The sequence below is a fragment of the Aurantiacibacter hainanensis genome (assembly GCF_036321025.1).
GTDB lineage: Bacteria > Pseudomonadota > Alphaproteobacteria > Sphingomonadales > Sphingomonadaceae > Alteraurantiacibacter > Alteraurantiacibacter hainanensis.
Window position 1 is genome coordinate 1,375,208 of sequence record NZ_JAZAPB010000001.1, and the last position, 22,869, is coordinate 1,398,076.

Annotated in this window: 24 protein-coding genes; 12 read left to right on the plus strand and 12 right to left on the minus strand. The window is 64.2% G+C overall.

The window, feature by feature from the left end; translation table 11 throughout:
- Window positions 1–41 precede the first annotated feature (41 nt).
- The 3 genes from hemE (at window position 42) to rho (ending at window position 2,971) form a co-directional block, all read left to right on the plus strand.
- Window positions 42–1,058 (plus strand): uroporphyrinogen decarboxylase, encoded by a 1,017-nt coding sequence (gene hemE / locus AAA989_RS06935; RefSeq protein WP_338242041.1) that lies wholly within the window; start codon window positions 42–44, stop codon window positions 1,056–1,058.
- 38 nt (window positions 1,059–1,096) lie between these two features.
- Window positions 1,097–1,540 (plus strand): CopD family protein, encoded by a 444-nt coding sequence (locus tag AAA989_RS06940; RefSeq protein ID WP_338242042.1) that lies wholly within the window; start codon window positions 1,097–1,099, stop codon window positions 1,538–1,540.
- 174 nt (window positions 1,541–1,714) lie between these two features.
- Entirely contained in the window at window positions 1,715–2,971 is a 1,257-nt protein-coding gene (rho, locus tag AAA989_RS06945) for a transcription termination factor Rho (protein ID WP_338242043.1), read from the plus strand.
- Between the two features lie 39 nt (window positions 2,972–3,010).
- Here the strand turns inward: rho and AAA989_RS06950 are convergent, their stop codons facing one another.
- Both AAA989_RS06950 and AAA989_RS06955 read right to left on the minus strand, forming a co-directional pair.
- The gene (locus AAA989_RS06950) at window positions 3,011–3,418 is read right to left on the minus strand and encodes a nuclear transport factor 2 family protein (protein ID WP_338242044.1); all 408 of its coding nucleotides are present in this window, start codon (window positions 3,416–3,418) and stop codon (window positions 3,011–3,013) included.
- The gene (locus AAA989_RS06955) at window positions 3,418–4,116 is read right to left on the minus strand and encodes a dienelactone hydrolase family protein (RefSeq protein ID WP_338242045.1); all 699 of its coding nucleotides are present in this window, start codon (window positions 4,114–4,116) and stop codon (window positions 3,418–3,420) included. The genes AAA989_RS06950 and AAA989_RS06955 overlap by 1 nt, the downstream gene beginning before the upstream one ends.
- Window positions 4,117–4,181: 65 nt before the next feature.
- On the opposite strand from AAA989_RS06955, the gene AAA989_RS06960 reads away from it, so the two are divergent.
- The 6 genes from AAA989_RS06960 to AAA989_RS06985 are packed head-to-tail and all read left to right on the plus strand — an operon-like array spanning window position 4,182 to window position 10,021.
- Window positions 4,182–4,460 carry a DUF6489 family protein gene (locus AAA989_RS06960; RefSeq protein WP_338242046.1) on the plus strand — a complete coding sequence of 93 codons (279 nt, stop codon included), beginning with the start codon at window positions 4,182–4,184 and terminating at the stop codon, window positions 4,458–4,460.
- Between the two features lie 10 nt (window positions 4,461–4,470).
- Window positions 4,471–5,745 (plus strand): tRNA uridine-5-carboxymethylaminomethyl(34) synthesis GTPase MnmE, encoded by a 1,275-nt coding sequence (gene mnmE, locus AAA989_RS06965; RefSeq protein ID WP_338242047.1) that lies wholly within the window; start codon window positions 4,471–4,473, stop codon window positions 5,743–5,745.
- Window positions 5,746–5,785: 40 nt separating this feature from the next.
- Window positions 5,786–7,639, plus strand: coding sequence for a tRNA uridine-5-carboxymethylaminomethyl(34) synthesis enzyme MnmG (gene mnmG / locus AAA989_RS06970; protein WP_338242199.1), 1,854 nt, complete (start codon window positions 5,786–5,788; stop codon window positions 7,637–7,639).
- Window positions 7,636–8,262 carry a 16S rRNA (guanine(527)-N(7))-methyltransferase RsmG gene (gene rsmG / locus AAA989_RS06975; RefSeq protein ID WP_338242049.1) on the plus strand — a complete coding sequence of 209 codons (627 nt, stop codon included), beginning with the start codon at window positions 7,636–7,638 and terminating at the stop codon, window positions 8,260–8,262. Before mnmG ends, rsmG begins: the two co-directional genes overlap by 4 nt.
- Window positions 8,259–9,035, plus strand: a complete 777-nt coding sequence (locus AAA989_RS06980; protein ID WP_338242050.1) for a ParA family protein — start codon at window positions 8,259–8,261, stop codon at window positions 9,033–9,035. Before rsmG ends, AAA989_RS06980 begins: the two co-directional genes overlap by 4 nt.
- Complete coding sequence (locus tag AAA989_RS06985) at window positions 9,032–10,021, plus strand: ParB/RepB/Spo0J family partition protein (protein WP_338242051.1); 990 nt, start codon at window positions 9,032–9,034, stop codon at window positions 10,019–10,021. Before AAA989_RS06980 ends, AAA989_RS06985 begins: the two co-directional genes overlap by 4 nt.
- A 51-nt stretch (window positions 10,022–10,072) precedes the next feature.
- On the opposite strand, the gene AAA989_RS06990 is transcribed toward AAA989_RS06985, so the two are convergent.
- Together AAA989_RS06990 and AAA989_RS06995 are read right to left on the minus strand one after the other, a co-directional pair.
- Window positions 10,073–10,849: a glycine zipper 2TM domain-containing protein gene (locus tag AAA989_RS06990; RefSeq protein WP_338242053.1), complete on the minus strand. Its 777-nt coding sequence runs from the start codon at window positions 10,847–10,849 to the stop codon at window positions 10,073–10,075.
- Window positions 10,850–10,960: 111 nt separating this feature from the next.
- Window positions 10,961–11,443: a GAF domain-containing protein gene (locus tag AAA989_RS06995; RefSeq protein ID WP_338242054.1), complete on the minus strand. Its 483-nt coding sequence runs from the start codon at window positions 11,441–11,443 to the stop codon at window positions 10,961–10,963.
- Between the two features lie 87 nt (window positions 11,444–11,530).
- Between AAA989_RS06995 and AAA989_RS07000 the strand changes: the two genes are divergently transcribed.
- On the plus strand, window positions 11,531–12,997 hold the full coding sequence (locus AAA989_RS07000) for a PQQ-dependent sugar dehydrogenase (protein ID WP_338242055.1): 1,467 nt from the start codon (window positions 11,531–11,533) through the stop codon (window positions 12,995–12,997).
- Window positions 12,998–13,016: 19 nt separating this feature from the next.
- On the opposite strand, the gene AAA989_RS07005 is transcribed toward AAA989_RS07000, so the two are convergent.
- The gene (locus AAA989_RS07005) at window positions 13,017–13,844 is read right to left on the minus strand and encodes an ATP-binding protein (RefSeq protein WP_338242056.1); all 828 of its coding nucleotides are present in this window, start codon (window positions 13,842–13,844) and stop codon (window positions 13,017–13,019) included.
- Window positions 13,845–13,870: 26 nt separating this feature from the next.
- Here AAA989_RS07005 and AAA989_RS07010 point away from each other — a divergent pair, with 26 nt between their 5' ends.
- Window positions 13,871–14,812, plus strand: a complete 942-nt coding sequence (locus AAA989_RS07010) for an L-threonylcarbamoyladenylate synthase (RefSeq protein ID WP_338242057.1) — start codon at window positions 13,871–13,873, stop codon at window positions 14,810–14,812.
- On the opposite strand, the gene AAA989_RS07015 is transcribed toward AAA989_RS07010, so the two are convergent.
- From AAA989_RS07015 to AAA989_RS07045, 7 genes are all read right to left on the minus strand, one after another.
- The gene (locus tag AAA989_RS07015; protein ID WP_338242058.1) at window positions 14,809–15,138 is read right to left on the minus strand and encodes a hypothetical protein; all 330 of its coding nucleotides are present in this window, start codon (window positions 15,136–15,138) and stop codon (window positions 14,809–14,811) included. The two genes, AAA989_RS07010 and AAA989_RS07015, sit on opposite strands and share 4 nt — an antisense overlap.
- An 85-nt stretch (window positions 15,139–15,223) precedes the next feature.
- Window positions 15,224–15,979: a head GIN domain-containing protein gene (locus AAA989_RS07020; RefSeq protein ID WP_338242059.1), complete on the minus strand. Its 756-nt coding sequence runs from the start codon at window positions 15,977–15,979 to the stop codon at window positions 15,224–15,226.
- A gap of 170 nt (window positions 15,980–16,149) precedes the next feature.
- Entirely contained in the window at window positions 16,150–16,683 is a 534-nt protein-coding gene (locus AAA989_RS07025; protein WP_338242061.1) for a CarD family transcriptional regulator, read from the minus strand.
- A 210-nt stretch (window positions 16,684–16,893) separates the two neighbouring features.
- Window positions 16,894–17,718: a YihY/virulence factor BrkB family protein gene (locus AAA989_RS07030; protein ID WP_338242062.1), complete on the minus strand. Its 825-nt coding sequence runs from the start codon at window positions 17,716–17,718 to the stop codon at window positions 16,894–16,896.
- 43 nt (window positions 17,719–17,761) lie between these two features.
- A complete protein-coding gene (gene fdxA / locus AAA989_RS07035) occupies window positions 17,762–18,100 on the minus strand; it encodes a ferredoxin FdxA (protein ID WP_338242063.1) in 339 nt (112 codons plus the stop codon).
- Entirely contained in the window at window positions 18,097–18,420 is a 324-nt protein-coding gene (locus tag AAA989_RS07040) for a S4 domain-containing protein (protein WP_338242064.1), read from the minus strand. Before AAA989_RS07040 ends, fdxA begins: the two co-directional genes overlap by 4 nt.
- Window positions 18,420–21,050 carry a helicase-related protein gene (locus AAA989_RS07045; RefSeq protein WP_338242065.1) on the minus strand — a complete coding sequence of 877 codons (2,631 nt, stop codon included), beginning with the start codon at window positions 21,048–21,050 and terminating at the stop codon, window positions 18,420–18,422. The genes AAA989_RS07040 and AAA989_RS07045 overlap by 1 nt, the downstream gene beginning before the upstream one ends.
- Window positions 21,051–21,254: 204 nt before the next feature.
- On the opposite strand from AAA989_RS07045, the gene AAA989_RS07050 reads away from it, so the two are divergent.
- A complete protein-coding gene (locus tag AAA989_RS07050) occupies window positions 21,255–22,868 on the plus strand; it encodes a peptidoglycan DD-metalloendopeptidase family protein (protein WP_338242066.1) in 1,614 nt (537 codons plus the stop codon).
- Window position 22,869: the final 1 nt, after the last annotated feature.

The following is a 22,869-nucleotide window of genomic DNA, read 5'->3' on the forward strand; positions in this document are numbered from 1 at the left end:
CCTTCTTAATATATATATTTATTGTTTGATTGGACCCTTCGATGCCCGGATGTCTCCTCGATACGCTTGCCGGCCAGCGCACGGACCGGCGGCCCGTCTGGCTGATGCGCCAGGCCGGGCGATACCTGCCCGAATACCGTGAGCTCAGGGCGCAGAAGGGTGGCTTCCTGGAACTGGTCTACGACAGCGAAGCGGCGGCCGAGGTGACGATCCAGCCGATCGACCGGTTCGGCTTCGACGGGGCGATCCTCTTCTCCGACATCCTGATCGTGCCCTACGCCCTTGGGCAGGACCTGTGGTTCGAGGCTGGCGAGGGACCGCGGCTGGCCCCTGCCCTCGTCGATGGGGCCTGGCAGGGGCTTGAGAGGGCCTTCCAGCGCTTCGAGGCCGTCTACCGTACCGTGGCCCTGGTGAAGGACCGTCTTGGCCCCCAGACGACGTTGCTGGGCTTTGCAGGCTCTCCCTGGACCGTGGCGACCTACATGGTGGCGGGACAGGGGTCGAAGGACCAAGGCGCGGCACGCAGCCTGGCCTATCACGATCCGCAGGGCTTCGGTTCGCTGATCGAGGCGATCGAGACGGCGAGCATCGAGTACCTGATCGGCCAGATCGACGCCGGGGCCGAGGCCGTGCAACTGTTCGACAGCTGGGCAGGATCGCTCTCGCCTTCACAGTTCGAGAAGTGGGTGATCGCTCCCAATGCGCGCATCGCCGCCGCAATCCACGAAGCGCGTCCCGGCACCCCGGTGATCGGGTTTCCCAAGGGCGCAGGCGCGAAGCTTCCGGCCTATGCGCGAGAGACGGGGGTGGATGCGCTGGGGATCGATGAAACGCAGGACCCGGCGTGGATCGACGCCCAGCTTCCCGACACCATGCCGGTGCAGGGCAATCTCGATCCCATGCTGCTGCTGGCCGGCGGCGATGCGCTGGACGCATCTGTCCGCCATATTCTGTCCGCGTTCGAGGGCCGGCCCCACGTGTTCAACCTGGGTCACGGCATCGACAAGGAAACCCCCATCGCGCACGTCGAACATCTGTTGAAACTGGTGCGCGGTTGAGGGGTGACGACAATGAAATCCCATCGTAGATACGCCGCATGCAGGACGTTCTTGCCATGACCTACCTATGGCTGAAGGCAGGCCACATCATCTTCGTGATATTCTGGATGGCGGGCCTGTTCATGCTGCCCCGGCTGTTCGTCTATCACCAGGAAGCGCCGGCGGAATCGGACGAGGCGGCCCGCTTTGCGGAACGCGAGAAAAAGCTTCTCAAGATCATCCTGTTGCCGTCGATCATCGTCGTGTGGGTGCTCGGTCTTGCGCTGGCCGTGGTGCTGGAGACCTGGAACCAGCCCTGGTTCCACGCAAAGCTGCTGCTGGTGCTGATCCTGTCAGGCTATCACGGCTACATGAGCGCCTATGCGAAGAAGCTGGCGCGCGGCGAGCGGTCGCTGTCTGGCAAGCAGCTTCGCCTGCTGAATGAAGTGCCCGGCGTGGCCATCGCGCTGATCGTGGTGCTGGTGATCGTCAAGCCGTTCTGATTTCCCGCCGAGCCACGGGTGCCGGTCAATTTGCGAATTGACCAGGATCGGCGAAAGCCATATTTGCTTGAACTCCCAAACGGCAAAGGGTCGCTGCTTCCCGCGCGACCGGGTCTGCTTTCTCCAAGCCCATACCGACCTGCCGGCATCCCAACTATCTGGAATACCTGATCAATGCATTTGAAAGAACTCAAGAAAATGGCGCCGGCGGACCTCGTGTCGATGGCCGAGGAACTCGGCGTCGAGGGCGCATCCACCCTGCGCCGGCAAGAACTGATGTTCGCGATCCTCAAGGAAGTGGCCGAAGAAGGCGAGGAAATCCTCGGCATCGGCACGATCGAGGTGCTGCAGGACGGCTTCGGCTTCCTGCGCAGCCCCGAGGCGAACTATCTCGCCGGGCCGGACGACATCTACGTTTCGCCCAACCAGGTCCGCAAATGGGGCCTCCGCACCGGCGACACGGTGGAAGGTGAAATCCGCGCGCCGAAGGATGGCGAACGCTATTTCGCGCTTACGAAGCTGAAGGAAGTCAACTACGAGGATCCCGAGGCCGTTCGCCACCGGACCAACTTCGACAACCTGACGCCGCTCTATCCGGACGAGCGCCTGAATCTCGATACCAAGGACCCCACGGTCAAGGACAAGTCGGCCCGCGTGATCGACCTGATCAGTCCGCAGGGCAAGGGCCAGCGCGCGTTGATCGTGGCGCCGCCGCGCACCGGCAAGACCGTGCTGCTGCAGAACATCGCCAAGGCCATCACCGACAACCATCCGGAAGTCTTCCTGCTGGTCCTGCTGGTGGACGAGCGCCCGGAAGAAGTCACCGACATGCAGCGCAGCGTGAACGGCGAGGTCATTTCCTCGACCTTCGACGAGCCTGCAAGCCGGCACGTTCAGGTGGCCGAAATGGTCATCGAAAAGGCCAAGCGCCTGGTGGAGCACAAGAAGGACGTCGTCATCCTGCTCGACTCGATCACGCGCCTCGGCCGTGCCTACAACACCGTGGTCCCGTCCTCGGGCAAGGTGCTGACCGGCGGTGTGGACGCCAATGCTCTCCAGCGCCCGAAGCGCTTCTTTGGTGCTGCACGCAACATCGAGGAGGGCGGTTCGCTCTCCATCATCGCCACCGCGCTGATCGATACCGGTAGTCGTATGGACGAGGTGATCTTCGAAGAATTCAAGGGTACCGGTAACAGCGAAATCGTGCTGGACCGCAAGGTGGCCGACAAGCGCATCTTCCCGGCCCTGGACGTCGGCAAGTCCGGCACCCGCAAGGAAGAATTGCTGGTGGACAAGGATCAGCTCTCCAAGATGTGGGTGCTGCGCCGCATCCTGATGCAGATGGGCACCGTGGACTCGATGGAATTCCTTCTCGACAAGATGAAGGATTCGAAGACCAACGAAGATTTCTTCGAGACGATGAACCAGTAACGGTTCGTCGCGGTCGATATCGGAACAGGGAAGGGCGGCCTAACGGTCGCCCTTCGCTGCTTCAAGCTGGGCAAGCATCTTCGCTCGCACTATCTCGATGGCCTTGTATGGCCGAACCATCACCTTGAAATCGCTGATTTTTCCGTCTGAATTCAGAGAGACGAGATCGACCCCGTTTATTTCGATCCCGTCAATCTCGGCGGTGAATTCGAACGCCGCCTCGCCTCCGTCGACTATTCTGCGAACGTAGCGAAAGCCGTGCTGCGAGAACAATTGCAGTGCTGCCATCAGATATTGCGCCACCAGTTCGCGCCCTTCCTGAGGCGTATGCATCACCGGCGAATGGAATACCGCGTCCTCCGCGATCCAGGGCATGAGCGACGCGGGCGGTTCGCGGCTCTCCGCAACCTCGTGCAGGATGACAAACGCCTGCGCGGGCGAACCCATTATAAAAGGTGCCTGGCGAAGAACTCCGCCGTTCGCTTGTCCGCCAGTTGCGCGGCTTCCTCGTCGCGGCGCTTGCCGAACTCGGTTGCGAAGCCGTGATCCAGGCCTTCGTAGTCGTGCAGCGTCACCTTGGGATGACTGTCCAGCCCCTCGTGCATCTTCGCCTGGGTTTCCTTGTCGACGAAGCCGTCCTCGGTAGGGATGTGCAGCATTAGCGGGTTGGCGATCGCGTCCTTCTCACGCAGCAACTCGTCGATGCCGACGCCGTAATAGCCTACCGTCGCGTCGACATCGGTGCGTGCCGCGGTCATGTAGGCCAGTCGGCCGCCCAGGCAATAACCGACGGCGCCGACCTTGCCGGTCCCGACGACTGTGCGTGCGTATTTGATTGTCGCCTCGATATCGCGAATACCGGCGTCCTGATTGAACTTGCCCATCAGATCCAGTGCGCGCTTGAATTCGGGTTCGATATCCGGGTCGAGTTCCACTCCGGGTTCCAGGCGCCAGAAAAGGTCGGGCGCGAGAGCGAGATAGCCGTCTTCGGTCAGGCTGTCGCATTTTCGTCTGATCCCGGCATTCACGCCGAAGATTTCCTGAATCACGACAATCGCGGATTTCGGTTCGCCGGCGGGCCGGGCGATGTAGGCGTCGAAAGCGTCGGGGCCGTCTAGGGTGGTAATCCGCACTGTCTCGCTCATATACGTCTCTCCTGGCGTTGCTTGGGTCTGTTCATCTACGCGCGCGATTGAGAAAGGTGTCCGCAATGAAGGTCAATATCGAGATCGACTGTTCGCCGGAGGAGGCGCGTCGCTTCATGGGGCTGCCCGATGTGGAGCAGGCCAACGCGATCTATGTCGATACGATCGCCAATGCCATGAAAGGGGTCTCCAGCACCGAACAGCTGGAGCAATATGCCAAGCAGCTGGCGCCCATGGGCCAGATGGGATTGAAAATGTTCCAGAATTTCATGGAAGGCGCGGCGAGCAACGCAGCTGCGGGGGCCGAGAAGGGTTCCGCATCGGGCGAGGGCAAGTCCGGCTAAGGTCAGGGTAGTGGATACCATCTTTGCGCTTTCCAGCGGGCCTCCGCCTGCAGGGATCGGTGTGATCCGCGTTACGGGGCCGCAGGCGCGAACGGCGCTAGAGGCGGTGGCTGGGACCGTGCCCGAACCGCGGCGGGCGACGCGGGCCATCTTCCGCGATGTTTCACGTGAAACACTGGACGATGGCCTCGTGCTGTTTTTCCCCGGTCCAGCGTCGGTCACGGGTGAGGACCTTGCCGAGTTCCATTGCCACGGAGGGCGCGCTGTCATTGTCGCTGTCGAGCGGGCGCTCGATGCGATCGAGGGTTGCCGCCGCGCCGAGCCGGGAGAGTTTACCCGTCGCGCCTTCGCCAACGGCAGGATCGACCTTGCCGAGGCAGAGGGACTGGCGGACCTGTTGTCGGCCGAAACGGAGATCCAGCGACGCAGCGCCATGGCAATGGCGGGCGGTGTTCTGTCGCGGAAGGTGGAGGGCTGGCGCGAGGAACTGCTGCATCTTTCCGCACAGGTCGAGGCAGTGCTCGACTTCGATGACGAGGATGACGTGGCGGCCTTGCCGAAAAGCTTCGCATCATCTCTCGCCGAACTGCGCCAGTCACTGCTCACAGCGCTCGCCATGCCGCATGCGGAAACCTTGCGCGAAGGGTATCGTGTTGCCCTGGCGGGGCCGCCGAATGCGGGAAAATCCACCTTGTTCAATGCCTTGGTAGAAAGCGAAGCCGCAATCACCGCCGACATCGCCGGCACCACGCGCGACATTCTGACGCAGTCGGTAGCCTTGGGAGGAATTCCCTTCACCTTCGTCGACATGGCTGGCCTGCGAGACGAAAGTGGCGACGTGATCGAGGAACTGGGCATCGCTCGCGCTCGTGAGGAAATCGAGCGCGCCGACCTTGTCCTTTGGCTGGGTGAAGAGGGCGAGGGCCCGCCCGGCAGCTGGGAAGTCGACGCACAGGTCGACCGAGCGGCGAGGGTGGGCAAGTCTCATGCGCTTCACAGCATCTCCGCCAGGACGGGTGCGGGTATGGACAAGCTACGATCCGCGCTGATCGCGCGTGCGCGATCAGCAATGCCCGTTCCCGGCACCGCGGCTCTAAATGCACGGCAACGCCAGAGACTCGCCGATGCCGCTGGAAGCTTGGAAGATGCAGGCGCTGTCGCTGATCCCCTCCTTGTCGCAGAGAACCTGCGACGCGCCCGACAGGCATTCGACGCGCTGGTCGGTCGGACGTCGACCGAAGACGTCCTCGACGCGCTTTTCGGACGCTTCTGCATCGGGAAATAGCCTGTTCCACGTGGAGCAGATGCTTTAAATGGCGAACGAGATGAGCACATTTGATGTCATAGTTGTTGGCGGCGGCCACGCCGGTTGCGAATCAGCGGCCGCTTCTGCGCGCATGGGTGCGCGCACGGCCCTGGTCACGTTCGACGCGAGCAAGGTGGGGGCCATGAGCTGCAACCCGGCAATTGGCGGGCTCGGCAAGGGTCACCTCGTCCGCGAGGTGGATGCTTTTGACGGCCTTCTGGGGCGGGCGGCGGACGCCGGTGCGATCCATTATCGCATGCTCAATCGGTCGAAAGGCAGCGCTGTGCAGGGCCCGCGCGTGCAGGCAGACCGCAAGCTGTTCCGAAACTCGGTGCAGTCCATGATCGCCGGGCAGAGCGATCTCACGGTCGTCGAGGGCGAGGCGTCCGAACTGTTGTTTCGGGGGGGCAAAGTGGGGGGAGTGCGCCTCTCTGATGGTTCGGAAATCGAGGCGCGGGCAGTCATCCTCTGCACAGGGACATTCCTCGGCGGGACGCTGTTCCGGGGGGAGGAGCGGTTCGACGGAGGGCGCGTGGGGGAGAGCGCGGCGCATAAGCTGGCGCAGCAGCTTCGCGGTGCAGACCTGCCCATGGCCCGCTTGAAGACGGGTACTCCGCCGCGACTGGACGGGCGCACCATCGACTGGGCCCGTTTGCAGGAGCAGCCATCGGACACCGAGCAATGGACGATGTCGCCGCTCACTCCGCGTCGGGCCAACCCACAGGTCTTCTGCGCCATTACTCGCACGAATGTGCGCGCACATGAGATCATCGGCGAGAACCTTCATCGTTCGCCCCTGTTTACCGGCGCAATCGACGCCGCAGGCCCGCGTTATTGCCCGTCGATCGAGGACAAGATCCATCGCTTTGCGGATCGCGACGGCCACCAGGTGTTCCTCGAGCCGGAAGGCCTGGATACGCACCTGGTCTATCCCAACGGGATCAGCACTTCGCTGCCGGTTGACGTGCAGCTGGCCATGCTACGGGCAATGGAGGGACTGGAGAAGGTCGTCATGGAGGTCCCCGGCTACGCTGTCGAATACGACCATATCGACCCCCGTGCGCTTGGGCCGGACCTTCAGCTGAAAGCCATGCCCGGGCTCTATTGCGCAGGCCAGATCAATGGCACGACGGGATACGAGGAAGCGGCAGCGCAGGGCCTGATCGCCGGGCTGCACGCCGCCTGCACGATCCTGGACAAGGCGCCACCCGCTATCGATCGTGCGAACAGCTACATCGCGGTGATGATCGACGACCTCACGCTCCACGGCGTGAGTGAACCCTACCGCATGCTGACCTCTCGCGCCGAATACCGCCTGCGCCTGCGCGCCAACAATGCGACCTCCCGCCTCACCCCGCTTGCGGTGGAGACGGGATGTGTTGGAAAGGTCCGTTCCGAATGGTTCAGACAACGCGAGGAAGAGCGTTCCACGTGGAACAGGGCGCTTGAAACCAAGGTGGAGGCCAAGGCGCTGAACGATACCGGCCTGACAGTGCGCCGCGATATGGGCACGAGAAAGTTGAGGGATTGGCTTTCGTTGCCGGACATCTCGATGGACGATCTCTCACCATGGCTCCCACCCAGCTGCGACCCGCAATCACCCCTGTCTCATGAACTGACTGAGGACGCGAGCTACGCTCCCTATCTCGCGAGGCAAGACGCGGAGCTGCGCGACTTGCGCAGCAGCGAAGCGCTCGAACTGGGGCCCGACTTTCCTTTCGGCGATGTCCCCGGCCTTTCCAATGAAATGGTCGAGCGGCTTTCTGCCGCACAGCCGCGTAACCTTGCCGCTGCAGGACGTGTGCGCGGTGTTACCCCCGCCGCAATGGCTGCGCTGCTCGTACACGCGAAGCGGCGGGCGCTGGCGGCATGATTAGCGGCGAGAAAGAGGCGAGGGCTTTCTGCGCGGACAGGTGCGACGCCGACGGTATGGAGCGTCTGACGGCCTTCATTACCCTCCTCGAGGAGGAGAACCGGCAGCAAAACCTGGTTTCCAAGCCCAGTCTCAATGCGGTGTGGGAACGTCATATCGCAGACAGCCTGCAATTGCTTGATCATGTTCCACGTGAAACAGGCCTTTGGCTTGATCTGGGAACCGGTGCCGGGTTCCCCGGCCTGGCGATAGCCCTTGCGAGGCCGGAGATGCCAATGGCCCTGGTCGAATCGCGGAAGCGCAGAGTCGAATGGCTCGAGCGCATATGTTCCCGATTTTCGCTCACCAATTGCCGAATCCTTGGTTCCCGTCTTGAAAGTGTGGAAAGTTGCGAAACCGGCGTAATCACGGCGCGCGCCTTTGCTCCGCTTGGTAAACTTCTCGAGTTATCCGCGCGTTTTTCCACACGCTCCACCATATGGTTGTTGCCGAAAGGGCGTTCGGGCGCGATTGAATTGTCAGAGCAGCCAGTAGAGATCCAAGAAATGTTCCACGTGGAACAATCGGCCACGGATCCTTCCGCTGGGATTTTGATCGGCAAAGGGAGGCCCGCACTTCGATGATCGTAATCGCCATTGCCAATCAGAAGGGCGGGGTGGGCAAGACCACCTCGGCCATCAACATCGCTACGGCCATGGCTGCCAGCGGTTGGCGCACACTGCTGATCGATCTCGATCCCCAGGGCAACGCCTCTACCGGTGTAGGCCTCGGCGCTGCCGACCGCGATCTCTCGAGCTATGACGTGCTTGTGGACGAGGCGACAATAGGCGAATGCACCGTAACGTCATCGATTCCGGGGCTGGACCTGCTTCCTGCCACTGTAGACCTCAGCGGAGCAGAAGTGGAGCTGGTAGGCGTCGAAGACCGCACGCATCGCCTTCGCAAGGCGCTGGCGGGCCACAAGGGCCACGATATCTGCTTCATCGACTGTCCGCCCTCGCTGGGTCTGCTCACGCTCAACGCGCTCTGCGCCGCCGATACCTTGCTAGTGCCGCTACAGTGCGAATTCTTCGCGCTGGAAGGCCTCAGCCAGCTATTGCAGACGGTCGAGCAGGTGCAGCAACGCTTCAACCCCGATCTGGGCATCATAGGTATCGCGCTGACCATGTTCGATCGCCGCAATCGCCTGACCGATCAGGTTTCCGACGATGTGCGCGAGTGCCTTGGCGACCTCGTGTTCCAGTCGGTCATCCCGCGCAACGTCCGCCTGTCGGAAGCGCCCAGTCACGGCCTTCCTGCCTTGATTTACGACCACTCCTGCCCTGGCAGCCGAGCCTACATGGCGCTGGCACGGGAACTGATCGGTCGCCTGCCCGAAGAGAGGAAAGCGGCATGAGCAAGGCCGAGAAAACCGACACCGACACCACGGCCGCACGTCCTGCAGGCAATCGTCGCAAGCTGGGCAAGGGCCTCGGTGCCCTGATGGGAGACATGAAGCGGGAAGAGCCGCTGGTTGCGCCGAGACCATCGACCGCAGACGGCGACCGCCCCGGTGACGGACGGGCCAGGCCGCGTGCGGACGGACTTGCCAGTCTGGCCATATCCGATATCGAGCCGCATCCCGACCAGCCCCGCAGCCACTTCGATGACGAGGCGTTGGCCGAACTCGCGGCCTCGATCGCTTCGCGTGGGGTGATCCAGCCGATCATCGTGCGGCCGACCGCCAGGGGCACCTATCAGCTGGTGGCCGGAGAGCGTCGCTGGCGCGCCTCCCAGAAGGCGCAACTCCATGAAATTCCAGCAATAATTCGTGATCTCGACGAGCGCGACGTCATGGCGCTGGCGCTGATCGAGAATATCCAGCGCGAAGACCTGAACCCTGTCGAGGAAGCGCGCGCCTACCAGCGGCTGTCCGATCTGGAAGACATGACGCAGGCTGAGATCGCCAGCCTCGTGGAAAAGTCGCGCAGTCACGTCGCCAACCTCCAGCGGTTGCTTTCGCTGCCCGAGAACGTGCTCGATCACCTGCAGGCTGGTCGGCTCGACATGGGCCACGGCCGTGCTCTCATCGGTTTGGACAATGCAGGCGAGCTGGCCGACAAGGCGGTGAAGGACAAACTCTCCGTGCGCGAGGTGGAGAAGCTGGCGCGCAAGGCTCGCAACGGTGGGGAAGCACCTGTCCGTCGCCAGGCACGCCCGTCCCGCGATCCGACTCAGGATGCCGACATCGCTGCGGTCGAGAACCACCTAGAGGAATTTCTTGGCCTGCCGGTCAAGATTTCCACCGACGAGGATCCGCGTTCCGGTACAGTCACGGTGCGGTTCCGTACGCTGGATCAGCTCGACCTGATCTGTCAGCGCCTGACCGGCGGCGGAATATAGAGCGAAGGCAGTAACTTAGCAGACTAGGAAAGTCGTGCGGCGCGACTTGGCCTAATCGATCGGCACTGTCTTCCCGCCGGGCTGCGGCCGGGGCGAGATCGCGCGACGGGCCGGCGGCGGCGCCTCGTCCTCGACCAGTTCTACGCGGATGATCGTCCGGCATTGCGGGCCGTGGTGGTGGCCATGCTGTCCGTGCTGCGGCGCGGACCAGGCGGCGCTCATCTCGTAACGGGCCAAATAGGCATCGCAATAGCGTTCGGCCCACAGTTGGTTCGGGTCGAGTTCCCGATATTCGTAGTCGTAATCGTCGCCGTCCGCCTGCGACCCGATTGCCGCCCCCGCAACTGCACCCACACCGGCGCCGATAAGGGTTCCAGCCAGCCTGTCGCCATCGGCGATGCGATTGCCGGCGACGCCTCCCACGGCGGCACCCAGCAGTCCGCCGATCAATGCGCCGTCCGGCCCGTCGTCGTAGTAGCCATCGTAATAGCGGTCATGGCCGTAGTAATCGCCGCGCCCGGCCATCACTAGGCGGCAGTCGAAAAGCCACGCGTCACGTTCGGCACGGGAGTAGCCGAGGTTTTCGCCAGCGGGCATGTTGCGCCATTCGCGAAGGTCTTCGTCTGCTCTTGCAGAATAGGTGCCGGTCCAGGTGCCGCGCCAGGTATCGCCGTCCTGCCACTGGCCCTGCCATTCCCCTTCGTAAGGTGCTCCGCTTTCCAGCACGTCGACATGCTCGATGCGCAAGGGCGCATCCTGCGCAGCAACAGGTGCGGAGAGCGCCAGACCGATCAGGGCCGGAAGAAACACTCTGGTGCGGTTCGACATAGCGCGCATTTCCCTATTCGGAATCGGGCCGATCGCCCGCTTAATGCGGTATTTACTGTCGAAAGTCGCGGGAATCCTAGAGGGGCGCGTCCATCGTCCCGTAACGGGGCATCACAGGCGATTCGCGAGAATCCGGGCCAGCGCCTCGATTCCCTCGCGGTCATCGGCATCGAAGCGCGCCAGGTCAGGGCTGTCGATGTCGATGACTCCCACCACCGCACCGTCGCGCAGGATGGGCACCACCAGCTCCGACCTGCTGCGCGCATCGCAGGCGATGTGGCCGGGGAAGGCGTGCACGTCCTCCACCAGCTGTGTCTCGCCCGTGCTTGCTGCCGTTCCGCAAACGCCGACGCCAAGGGGTATGCGGATGCAGGCAGGACGGCCGGCGAAGGGGCCGAGCACCAGTTCGCCATCCACCATCCTGTAGAATCCGGTCCAGTTGCAATCGGGGAGGAAGTCGCCCAGCAGCGCGGCGACATTGGCCATGTTGGCAACACCGTCGCGCTCGTCGGCGGTCAGGGCATCGGCTGCGGACAGCAGTTCACGGTAGAGATCGGCCTTGGAGGCATCCGGATCGGGAGTGAAGTCGAACATGGGCGCGCCTTAGCGGGCAAATTGGGCGCGTGAAAGCCCGCGCAAGTCCATTGCCGCGGGGACGTGGCTCTTCTAATCATCATGCCCATGAGCACGCTGAAGAAAATCCTCATCGCCCTGCTGGTGCTGATCCTGATCGCTGCTGCGGTCATCTGGTGGCTGTTCCAGGGCGAACCTGCCGATCTGACGCTGGAGCAGACGACCGGCACCGATCCCACGCTGGCCGCTCCTGATCCGCAAATGGTGCCGACCGTGGAAATCGCCGAGCCCATCGGCTGGCCCGACGGCGCCGTGCCCGACGCCGCGGAAGGGCTGGTGGTGAACCGGTTTGCCGAGGGGCTGGACCATCCCCGCGTGATCTATGCCATGCCGAACGGCGATATCCTGGTCACCCTGACCCGCGCGCCCGAAGGCGAGGTGGCGGGCGGCTGGCTGACCAACCTGGTGGCCGGCTTCCTGTTCAGCGAGGCGGGCTCTGCCGGGCCGTCGCCCAACCAGCTCGTGCTGCTGAGGGACACCGACGCGGATGGCGTTGCCGACGAGCGTCACCTGCTGCGCGAGGATGACCTCGATTCTCCCTCCGGCATCGCCTGGGCCGACGGCAATCTCTACATCGCAAACCACGACGAGATCCTGCGCTTCGATTACGAGGAAGGCGCTAACGTCGTGAGCGGAGAGCCCGAAAAGCTGGCCGACCTGCCGCCGGCCGGAAACCACTGGATGCGCAACATCATCCTGTCCGAGGACGGCGAGCGCCTGTTCATCGCCGTCGGTTCCGCCTCCAACATCGGCGAGGGCGGCATGGAGATCGAGGAGAACCGCGCAGCAATTCACGAACTGAACCTGGAGACCGGCCAGGCACGCCTCTACGGCGCGGGCCTGCGCAATCCCAACGGAATGGCCTGGAACCCCTGGACCGGGGAACTCTGGACGACCGTGAACGAGCGCGACATGCTGGGATCGGACCTCGTGCCCGACTACTTGTCCAACGTGCCCATCGGCGTGCACTACGGCTGGCCGTGGGTCTATTACAACGACGTGGTGGACGAGCGCGTGGAATCGCGAATGCCGCGCTTTCTCACCGAGTATACCCGCACCCCGCAATACGCGTTGGGCGCCCACGTGGCGGCGCTGGGACTGGTTTTCACCGAGGAAGGCAGCCGCATGGGCGACTTGTTCGGGCAGGGCGCCTTCATCGCCCGGCACGGTTCGTGGAACCGTATTCCGCCTTCGGGTTACGACGTGGTTTTCGTGGCTTTCGACGATCTCGGCAACCCAGTAGGGGAGCCGCGCCGTGTGCTCGAGCCCTTCCTGACGGGAGAAGACGAAACCTACGGGCGACCGACCTGGGTGGAGTGGGACCGCACCGGCGCGCTGCTGGTGAGCGATGACACCGGCAATATAATCTGGCGCGTCGCCGCGCCGGGCGCGGAAGGGGCCGCAGCCATCGAGCGCAACCGGGGCGAGCGGCTGCAACCGCGCCGGGAACTGACCGACAATCCGGCCCGCGCGTTCGAGGAAGGCGCGCTCGACCCGGGCGACATCGGCATGTGATCGAGAACGGGGAGTGCGGCTAGTCCAGCCGCCTTCCCTGCCGTCCGGCCAGTTCGGTGATGAAGTGCCACGCAATACGGCCCGACCGCGCGCCGCGCCGCTTCGCCCATTCCAGCGCCTCGGCTTCGTCGAGCGGAAGGTCGTATTCCCGCGCGTAGCCACGCAGGATATCGAGGTATTCGTCCTGGCTGGCATTGTGAAAGCCGAGCGACAGACCGAAACGATCTGCCAGCGCCAGCGTATCGTCCACCGCGTCGCGCGGGTTGACGGGATCGTCCTGCTCGCTCGCATGCCGGGGCAGGATGGCGCGGCGGTTGGACGTGACTGCGAGCCGGACATTGCCCGGGCGAGCCTCGACACCTCCATCCAGCCAGCTGCGCAAATGACGCGGGGTCGTGGAATCGCCTTCGGCAAATCCAAGGTCGTCGATGAATACCAGGAAGTTGCGGTCCATCCCGCCCAGTTGCGTGAAGAGACGCGGAAGCGACGTCACCGCGTCAGTCGCGACCTGCACCAGTGCGATGTTTCCCGCAGTCCCTTGAGCGTCCGCCACGGCGGCGCGCACCAGGGCGGACTTGCCCATGCCGCGCGCGCCCCACAGCAGCATGTCGTGAGCCGCGTTCCCGCCGGCCAGTCGCACGACATTGCCAACCACGGTTTCCTTCTGCCGATCGATCCCGCGCAGGAGATTGAGTGAGGGTGCCTCGATCCGATCGACACCGCGCGGGCCGTTCGCATCCCAGACATAGGCCGGATGACTGGCCCAGTCGGCCGCGGCAGGCCCTCCGGGAGCGAGCCGTTCGAGCGCTGCGGCAATGCGGGCAAGCAGTTGCGCTTGGTTTTCCATGACCGGAATCTCTATAGGCGAGCGGTATGACCGGCAAGCCGACCCTTATCCCGCCCGATGAAGCCGGCCTTGATTACGCGGCCGCAATCCTGCGCGATGGCGGCATCGTCGCAGTGCCGACCGAAACCGTTTACGGGCTGGCTGCGCGCGCGGACAGCGCCGATGCCGTGGCACAGATCTATCGCACGAAGGGGCGGCCCGATTTCAATCCGCTGATCGTGCATGTCGCCTCCATCGGCATGGCGCGCGGGCTGGCAGAATTCAACGAGACTGCCGAGACGCTGGCCGAGCGTTTCTGGCCGGGTCCGCTGACCCTGGTTCTGCCGCTGAGGGAAACGGCGCGCATCGCACCCGCGGTGACGGCGGGGCTGGGGACGATTGCCCTGCGGCAACCGGCGCACCCGCTCGCCGCGCAACTGCTGACCATGCTCAACCTGCCGCTCGCCGCACCATCGGCCAATCGCAGCAACGCCGTCAGCCCGACGCAGCCCGAGCATGTTTTCGCCTCCTTTGGCGAGGATGCGCCGCCGGTGATCGACGGAGGAGTGTGCCTTGCCGGTCTGGAATCGACGATCGTCGCCCTGGATGCCGACGGAGGATGGCGGCTGCTGCGACCGGGACCGATCTCGATGGAAGACCTCACCGCTGTTCTTGGCGAACCGGCAAAGTCGCGCGGCGCGACTATCGAGGCTCCCGGCCAGTTGCCGACCCATTACTCGCCGGGGAAACCCGTGGTGCTGGGGCAGGAGCGCGCTCCGCCCGGAAGCTTCATGATTGGGTTCGGCGCGATTCACGGCGATGTGAACCTTTCGCCGGGCGGCGACCTCGCGGAAGCAGCGGCGAAGCTCTACGCCGCACTCCACGCAGGGGCTGCGTCGCAGCAGCCTGTAATCGCTGTCGCCCCGATTCCCGCGGAAGGGATGGGCCGGGCGATCAACGATCGGCTGGCGCGGGCAGCAACACGCTAGGCGTTCGGTTCGCGCGGGAGAGTTGGCAGCAGGGCATCAATCTCGCGCCGGATAGCCACGGCCTCCCGACAAGCGTCGTCATCGCCGTCGAGGCAGTCCTCTTCACGCTTCACGAGATTGCGCTGCAGTTCGCCGACGTGTGCTTCCCTCCGCCGGATCTCCCGGCCGCGAGCCCGATCGGCTTCGTCCTGGCTGGTCGTCGTCCAGTCCACCACCTGCGATCCGACGCGGACGGGCGCGGTGACAACATCGAACGCCGTCTTGGCGACGCACCCGGTCAGCATCAGCGCGGCGCAGGGTGCAAGAACGTAGGTGCGATTGAACATCTCTCGGGTCCACGCAGAAGCAGATAGCCCTTCATGGACCCGAAAAGATGACCGATCAATGAAGCATCGGCCTGATGTGTCAGCCTTATTCGGCAGCCTCGGTTTCGCCGCCTTCGCAAACGAGGGTGCCGGAGCCGATATTCTCTACGGTGCAGCTGGCGGACCCGCGGACACGCACATCCCCCGATCCGATGATCGTTGCCTCGACGCTGCCGTCGGATGCGAAAGCGGCATCGCCGGAGCCGGCTATGGTGACTTCCGCATCGCCAACCTGGAGATCATCCATATCTGCGCTGCCGCTGCCCGCGACAGTCAGTTCCAGACGATCGGTACTGCCCGAGGCGTTGACCGTGCCGCTCCCGGCAAGCGTGATTTCCATCCTCTCGGCGGCGATGCCTTCGGCGGTGATCTCGCCCGAACCGGCGATCACGATTTCGGGACTGTCGCTCATGGCATCGGCGCGCATCGTGCCCGAACCTGCCATGATCAGCGAACCCGGCGCGGGCATGGTGATGTTGACGGTGGCAATGTCGCTGTCGCCCCAGTCGCCCTCGACCCTGTGAATTCCCAGCGTATCGTCGTCCAGCGCGAAACGCAGACGGTCGCGGGCTGCATCGCTGCCCTCGACATCGATGGCAAACTCTTCGCCACTGGTGATCACCACGGCATCGGGAGAGGCCAGCGCGACATCGGACGGTGGATCGCCGGTCATATCCAGTTCCGCCAGCGGTACGCCACCCTCGCCGAATTCCACGTTCACGTTATCGCAACCGGCCAATCCTGCAGCCGCCGCCATGGCGACCACGGGCATGACCTTGCCGAAAATCCTTGCGATACCCATTCCGTTCTCCTGTCCGGTTCCCTGTGTTCGCGTGTTAGGTCGGCAATACACCAAGCGACGCGCTTTCGCAAAGGCGTTTGTCGAGCGGAATTCGCATCCCGCAGAGCAGGGACGAAAAAGGGGCCGCCTGCAGGACAGGCGACCCCTTCAATCTCTTGCCTCGCTGTCGCTCAGGCGTCTTCTGTGTTCTCGTAGTACTGCGGAGCATGTTCCTTCAGCACGTCGAGGATCTTGGTCAGCGCGGCCGGTTCGTCGGTCTTTTCCATCGCCGCGAGTTCGCGGGCGAGACGGCTGGAAGCAGCCTCGAAGATCTGACGTTCGGAATAGCTCTGCTCCGGCTGGTCTTCAGGCCGGAACAGGTCGCGGGTCACTTCCGCGATCGACACCAGGTCGCCCGAATTGATCTTGGCTTCGTATTCCTGGGCCCGGCGGCTCCACATCGTGCGCTTCACCTTGGGCTTGCCCTTCAGCGTTTCCATCGCTTCCTTCAGCGTCTTGTCACTGGAAAGCTTGCGCATGCCGATGCTCTCGACCTTGTTCACGGGGACGCGCAGGGTCATGCGCTCCTTTTCGAACCGCAGCACGTAGAGTTCGAGCTGCATTCCGGCGATTTCTTCATTCTGCAATTCAATCACACGGCCCACGCCATGCTTGGGGTAAACAACGTAGTCGCCAACTTCAAAGGCGGTCGCATTCGCGGCCATGGACATTCCTTTCTTCACGGGTTCCGCAGCGAAAAGGCTCATTACGCCGCGCGGAAGAGCGGCGCTTTTCAAAGCCATTTCTGTAGCTAAATGCGGAAACCTGCCTTCCTATCCGCCTGCCGACGCGCAATGGTCATGCAGTTGTCTATAGTATATAGCAGATTCGGTTCAATATTGCGAGTCTTGCAATTCAGCGCCCGGAGATGGCGGCTAGAGCCGCTTTTCCTGCGCCCACACTGCCGCGATTTCAGCACCCAAAAGCAGGACGTAGGCGGAAAGGTATAGCCAGGTCAGCAATACGACGACTGCGCCCAGAGAGCCGTAAGTGGCGTTGTAACTCCCGAAATTGGCGACGTAGAAGCCAAAGGCGAGGGTCAGTACCACCAGCCCGATACTGGCGATCAGTGCACCGGGCAGCACGTCGTGAAGTCGTGGCGAATAGGCCTTGGGCACCCGGCGATAGAGCCAGGCCGTGCCCAGCGCGCCAACCACCGCCAGGATGGCATAGGTCGCGACCTGACCCAGCACCTGGCCCGTGCCCGAGAGGTTCGGCAGCATGTCGGTGATCGCCGCGGTAACCGAAAGTGCAGCCGCAACAAGGCCAAGACCGAGCACGGCACCCAGCGTCACGACCAGCGCAAGCGCATTGCCGCGAACGAAGCCGCGTTTCTCGCTGTCGTCGAAGGCGAGCCCGATCGCGGTGATCAGCGCCCCTGCTCCGTTGCGCGCGCCCACGAAGGCGAGAACCAGCGCCAGCAGCAGCCCGAGGCCCTTGGCCGTTCCGGAGGTCTCCACGACCGCCTCGAGCTGGCCGCCGATAAGTTCGGCCGCCGAGCCCGGAAGGTTTGCAGCCAGCGCATTGATGTGCCGGGCCACCAGTTCGGGATCCGCTATCAGCCCGTAGGACAGGACGATCGCGGCCAGCAAGGGCACCATGGCCAGGAACGCGTAGTAGGCGACGCCGGCTGCAAGGATGGAGATGTTGTCTTCGCCCGATGCGGCCCAGGCGCGTTTCAGTCTATCGAGTATGCCCATGCCCCCGCAACGCAGGGAGCGGGCATTTGTTCACGGCTTCCGGTCAATCGCCCTCGCCGGGTTCCGGCGAGAAATACTTGTCGAACTTGCCTTCCTCGCCCTTGTGCTCGTCGGCGTCGGCGGGCGGCTCCTTCTTCTCGGTGATGTTGGGCCATTCGGCGGAGAACTTGGTGTTGATCTCCAGCCACTTCTCCAGACCGCCTTCGGTATCGGGCAGAATCGCTTCTGCCGGACATTCCGGTTCGCACACGCCGCAGTCGATGCATTCGGACGGGTTGATGACGAGCATGTTGTCGCCTTCGTAGAAGCAGTCCACCGGGCAGACTTCGACGCAATCCGTGTACTTGCACTTGATGCAGGCGTCGGTGACGACATAGGTCATGGTAACAATTGTCCCTCGTGCTTGGCCGGGAATGGCCGCGATTCGGCCCCTGCTATGGCGATAGACGGGCAAGCGTCAAGTTCCCGGTAATGCTCGCGCGCCTCTTTCGGCGGGCCGCGCCTTTCCGGCAGCGTTTCTATGGCGATGACGCGCACGCCGCGCCCGACCGGCAGGGTCAGGACATCGCCGGCGCATATCGCGTGACCGGGGCGCTCGATGCGGGCGCGGTTGCAGCGGATATGGCCCTCGGCGATCCAGCGCTGTGCAATCGTGCGGCTTTTCGCAAAGCGCAGCCGCACGAGGAGCAGGTCGAGCCGCATCAGCCCTTCTTGATCAGGTCCGCAAGCCCGGCGAAGGCTGCGCCTCCGTCACCGGTGGGCTCGCGGCGCCGCTCCCGGTCTGGCCTCGGCTGTCTCTTGTCGGGGGCCTTGGCGCCCTTGCGCTTCGCGTCGCCGCCCTGCTTCGCGCGGCGGCCTGCTGGCGGAGCGAAATCCTTGCGCGGCGCGCGCCAGGTCCACGGAATCGGACGTGGCGGGCCATGGGCGCCCGCGGCCAGTTCCACCGGCTGGCCGGAGCGGAAGCCCGCGTCCTTCATCAGGCTGCGGAAGTTCTCGGGCAGCAGTCCCATGCTGGTGGCGAGCGCCGTATCGACCGAAAAACCGCGAACGTCGCGTCCCTGTGGTGCACGGGCGCGCCTTTCGTGGGCGGCGCGGAACAGCTTTTCCGCCATGTCGATGCGGATCGCCTGTTTCCCTGCGCGGCGATAGCCTGCGGGCAGCTGGTGTCCGCCCTCGATCACGGCTTCCATCGCCTCGTTCACCGGGCGTGGATCGCAACCCAGATCGTGCAACAGCTTGCGCGGCGCGGGCTTGAGCAGGGCCGGGACGAAAACATCCAGCGAACCGATGGTCACGCCGAGGCGGCGCAGGAACGGCCGCTTTTCCTTGGGTACGTGGGCAAGGCCGGCATCCTCGCGGCGCGTCGTTCCGTTGCGGTCGGCCAGCGTCAGCAGCAGCGCGCGCACTTCGCTGCCTGCTTCCGGATCGCTGGCGGCATCTTCGATCGCGCGCAGCGGCGCGAGCGGCTGCAGCTGTTCCTCGAGCCACAATTCCAGCGCGTCCTGCAATCGCGAGCGGTGGGCGGGATCGAGCTGGCCAAGCTCCTTCGCCATGACCAGCCGCGGCCGGCTGGGCGTCTTGCTTTTCTCGAGCACGGCCACGCTCTGGTCGCCGCGCATCACCTGTCCGCCTGCGATTCGCAATTCGCCCAGTTCGTCGGCCACGAGCTTCTGCGCCTTCTGGGCGAGCAGCCCGGCCATGTGCTTTTCCGCCGCGGCCAGCATCAGCTTGCGCTCTTCGCTGGTGGCATCGGCGTCGACCACGAAGCGGAATCCCTCCAGGTGGCCGATCGGCTGGTCTTCCACCGTGACCTGGCCATCATTCTTCAGTTCGACGCGCAAGAGACCTGCATCCTTTCCCATACCCTTCATCAATACCGAGGTTCTCCGGTTTACGAAACGCTCCGTCAACTTCTGGTGCAAGGCATCGGAAAGCGTGGCTTCCGCCTGCCGTGCCCGCGCGGCCATTTCGTCGCGCGCCAGCACCCAGTCGGGACGCTGGCAGATGTAGGCCCAGCTGCGGATGCCTGAGAGCCTGCCTTGCAGCGTATCGATGTCGCCTGCCGTCCTGTTCAGGTCGGAAATGCGCGCGGCGACGAAATCGGCGCCGATATGCCCGTGCTGCAGGTCACTCCAGAGCCGCGCGACGAAGCGGGCATGGGCATCGGCGCCCTGCTGGCGAAAGTCGGGCAACTGGCAGACTTCCCAGAATCGACGCACATGACCGGGGCTGGTCACCGTCGCGACGACTTCCGGCTGTTCGGCGAGGCGCTTCAGCACGGCCAGATCTATCGCTTCGGGAGCCGCCGCAAGCCCTTCCTGCATTGGCCGCGCCTCGAGATCGCCGATCAACGTGTCGAGGGTGTCGAAACGCGGCTCGGGCTCGCGCCAGAAGAGGCGGGTGACGGGAGCAAACCGGTGGTTCTCGATGGCGTAGATCTCGTCATCGGTCAGTTCCAGCGGGGCGCCGCGGCGATTGCCCGAGAGCGTGCCGAAGCTGCCGTCCGTCTGGTGCCTTCCCGCGCGTCCGGCGATCTGCGCCATTTCGGCGGGCGTCAGGCGACGCTGACTGACGCCGTCGAACTTCGACAGCGCGGCAAAGGCAACGTGATGAACGTCGAGGTTGAGGCCCATGCCGATGGCATCGGTGGCGACGATGTAATCGACCTCACCGGATTGGAACAATTCAACCTGCCGATTTCGCGTTTGTGGTGAAAGCGCGCCCATCACCACCGCCGCGCCGCCGCGAAAACGCCTCAGCAGCTCCGCGACCTGGTATACCTGCTCTATCGAGAAGGCGACGATGGCGCTGCGCGGAGGCAGGCGCGACAGCTTCGAACTCCCGGCGTAGGTAAGGGTGGAGAAGCGCGGCCGCTCCTCGATCTGCGCCTGTGGCACCAGCTGGCGCACCATCGGTTCAAGCGTGGCGGAGCCGAGCAGCATGGTCTCCTCCCGGCCGCGCGCATTCAGCAGGCGATCGGTAAAGATGTGGCCCCGCTCGCGGTCCGCACCCAGCTGGGCCTCGTCCAGCGCAACGAAGGCATGGTTCCCTCCGTCACGAGGCATGGCTTCCGCCGTGCAGAGGAAATAGCGCGCGCCGGGCGGCTCGATCCGTTCTTCCCCCGTTATCAGCGCGCAGGCCGCTTCGCCCTTCAGCCGGCAGACCTTGTCGTAGACCTCGCGCGCCAGCAGCCGGAGCGGAAAGCCGATGGCGCCACTCGAATGGCCGCACATGCGCTCGATCGCGAGGTGGGTCTTGCCGGTGTTCGTAGGGCCGAGGACGGCCCGAATCCGGCTGTCGGGGTGGGAGGATTTCACAACGCGGACAGACATGGAGATTCGCCGCGTATCGCGCAACCGATGTCATTGCTTTCGCGTTCGGACTCGGTTCGGCGCTGGTGAGACTCGACTCATCGCCGTTAAGCGCAAATTTACTTTATTGCTGCAGGCTTTCGGACAATTACCTGGAGCTGGAATGCAGGTTGCGCCGCATCCGGAAGGGATCCCGGCTCTATCGCGACCAGCAAGGAGGGCGCGTTGTACACCGATCGCGACAGGCAGCAGGCCGTGGGGCCGGGCGACTATTCGCCCGCCGAGCCTGCCATGTCCGACATCGTCGAATCCGGACCGTCATCCAGGGCCAAGCGCAAGCGGAACGCATCCAGCCTTGCGCAGGTCTCGCAATCGTGGCGCAGCGCCATGTCGGCCCGTCTGTCGAAAGTGGAACTCGCGCCCGATCTAGGCGACGATATCGGCTCGCGCCGATGGCTGCGCGGAGTGGCCACGCTGGTGGGCCTATCCGCCATCGCCATTGCCGGGTGGCCGGGCTTCTCCTCGGTCGAGGCCGCACCATCCATGCGTATCGACGACCGCGTGCGCGACGAATTCCGCAGCCAGATGATCCAGCCCCTTGCATTCGGGGCCGACAGCGGCCGCCGCATGGGCGCGACCGCGGCGGTGGTACCACTCGCTTCCGCGCCGGAACGCCCGAGCGTGGATCTTGTCGCGACCCTGGCGCAGGGCGACGGCTTCGACCGCATGCTCCGCCGCGCGGGCGTGAGCAAGGAGGAGGCGCTGGCGATCGCCGCCATGGTGGGCCAGGCGGTGTCGCTTGAAGATATCTCGTCGGGCACGCAGGTGGACATCACCCTGGGTCGCCGCACGTCGTCCGACGCGCCGCGACCGGTCGATGCCCTGTCGTTCCGAGCCCGCTTCGACCTGCAACTGGCGGTCGAGCGGCGCGGCGGCCAGCTCGTGCTCGATCCGCGGCCGATCATGGTCGATACCACGCCGCTGCGCATTCGCGGCACCGTGGGCAGCAGTCTCTATCGCTCTGCCCGCGCCGCGGGCGCTCCACCAAGCGCGGTGCAGCAGTTCCTGCGCACCATCGGCGTCGACGTGGACCTGAATCGGGAAATCGGTGCGGGCGACGAATTCGACATGATCGTGGACTATCGCCGTGCCGCCACGGGTGAAGTGGAAGTGGGCGACCTGCTCTACGCGGCGATCATCCGCGACGACCGTCCGAAGAAGCAGCTGATGCGCTTCGGGCGCGAAGGCCGCTTCTACGACGCATCCGGCGAAGGCGCCGCGCGCGAGGGGCTCGTGGCACCGGTTCCGGGCAGCATCACCTCGCGTTACGGGATGCGCCGCCACCCGATCCTCGGCTATCGCCGCATGCACTCGGGCCTCGATTTCCGGGCCCGCCACGGAACGCCGATCTATGCCGTCACCGATGGCACGGTGAATTTCTCCGGTCGCAACGGCGGCTACGGCAATTTCGTGCGCATCCGCCACGGCGGCGGACTTTCCACGGGATATGCGCACATGAGCCGCATTGCCGTTCGCAACGGCGAGCAAGTGCGCCGCGGACAGGTGATCGGCTACGTCGGCTCCACCGGCCTCTCCACCGGTCCGCACCTCCATTACGAGATGTATCGCAACGGCCAGAAGATCGACCCGGCCAGCGTGCGCTTCGTCGACCGGGCGCAGCTTTCCCGCGAGGAAATGGCCCGCTTCCGCGAACAGCTCGTGCGCCTGCAACTGGTCGAACCCGGAGCCGCTCTTGCCGACCTGCCGCCCGACCCGTCGATGGAAGAAGAGCCAGTGCGCGAGATTGATCGCATCGAGAATCGCCAGCGGGTGAGCTGAC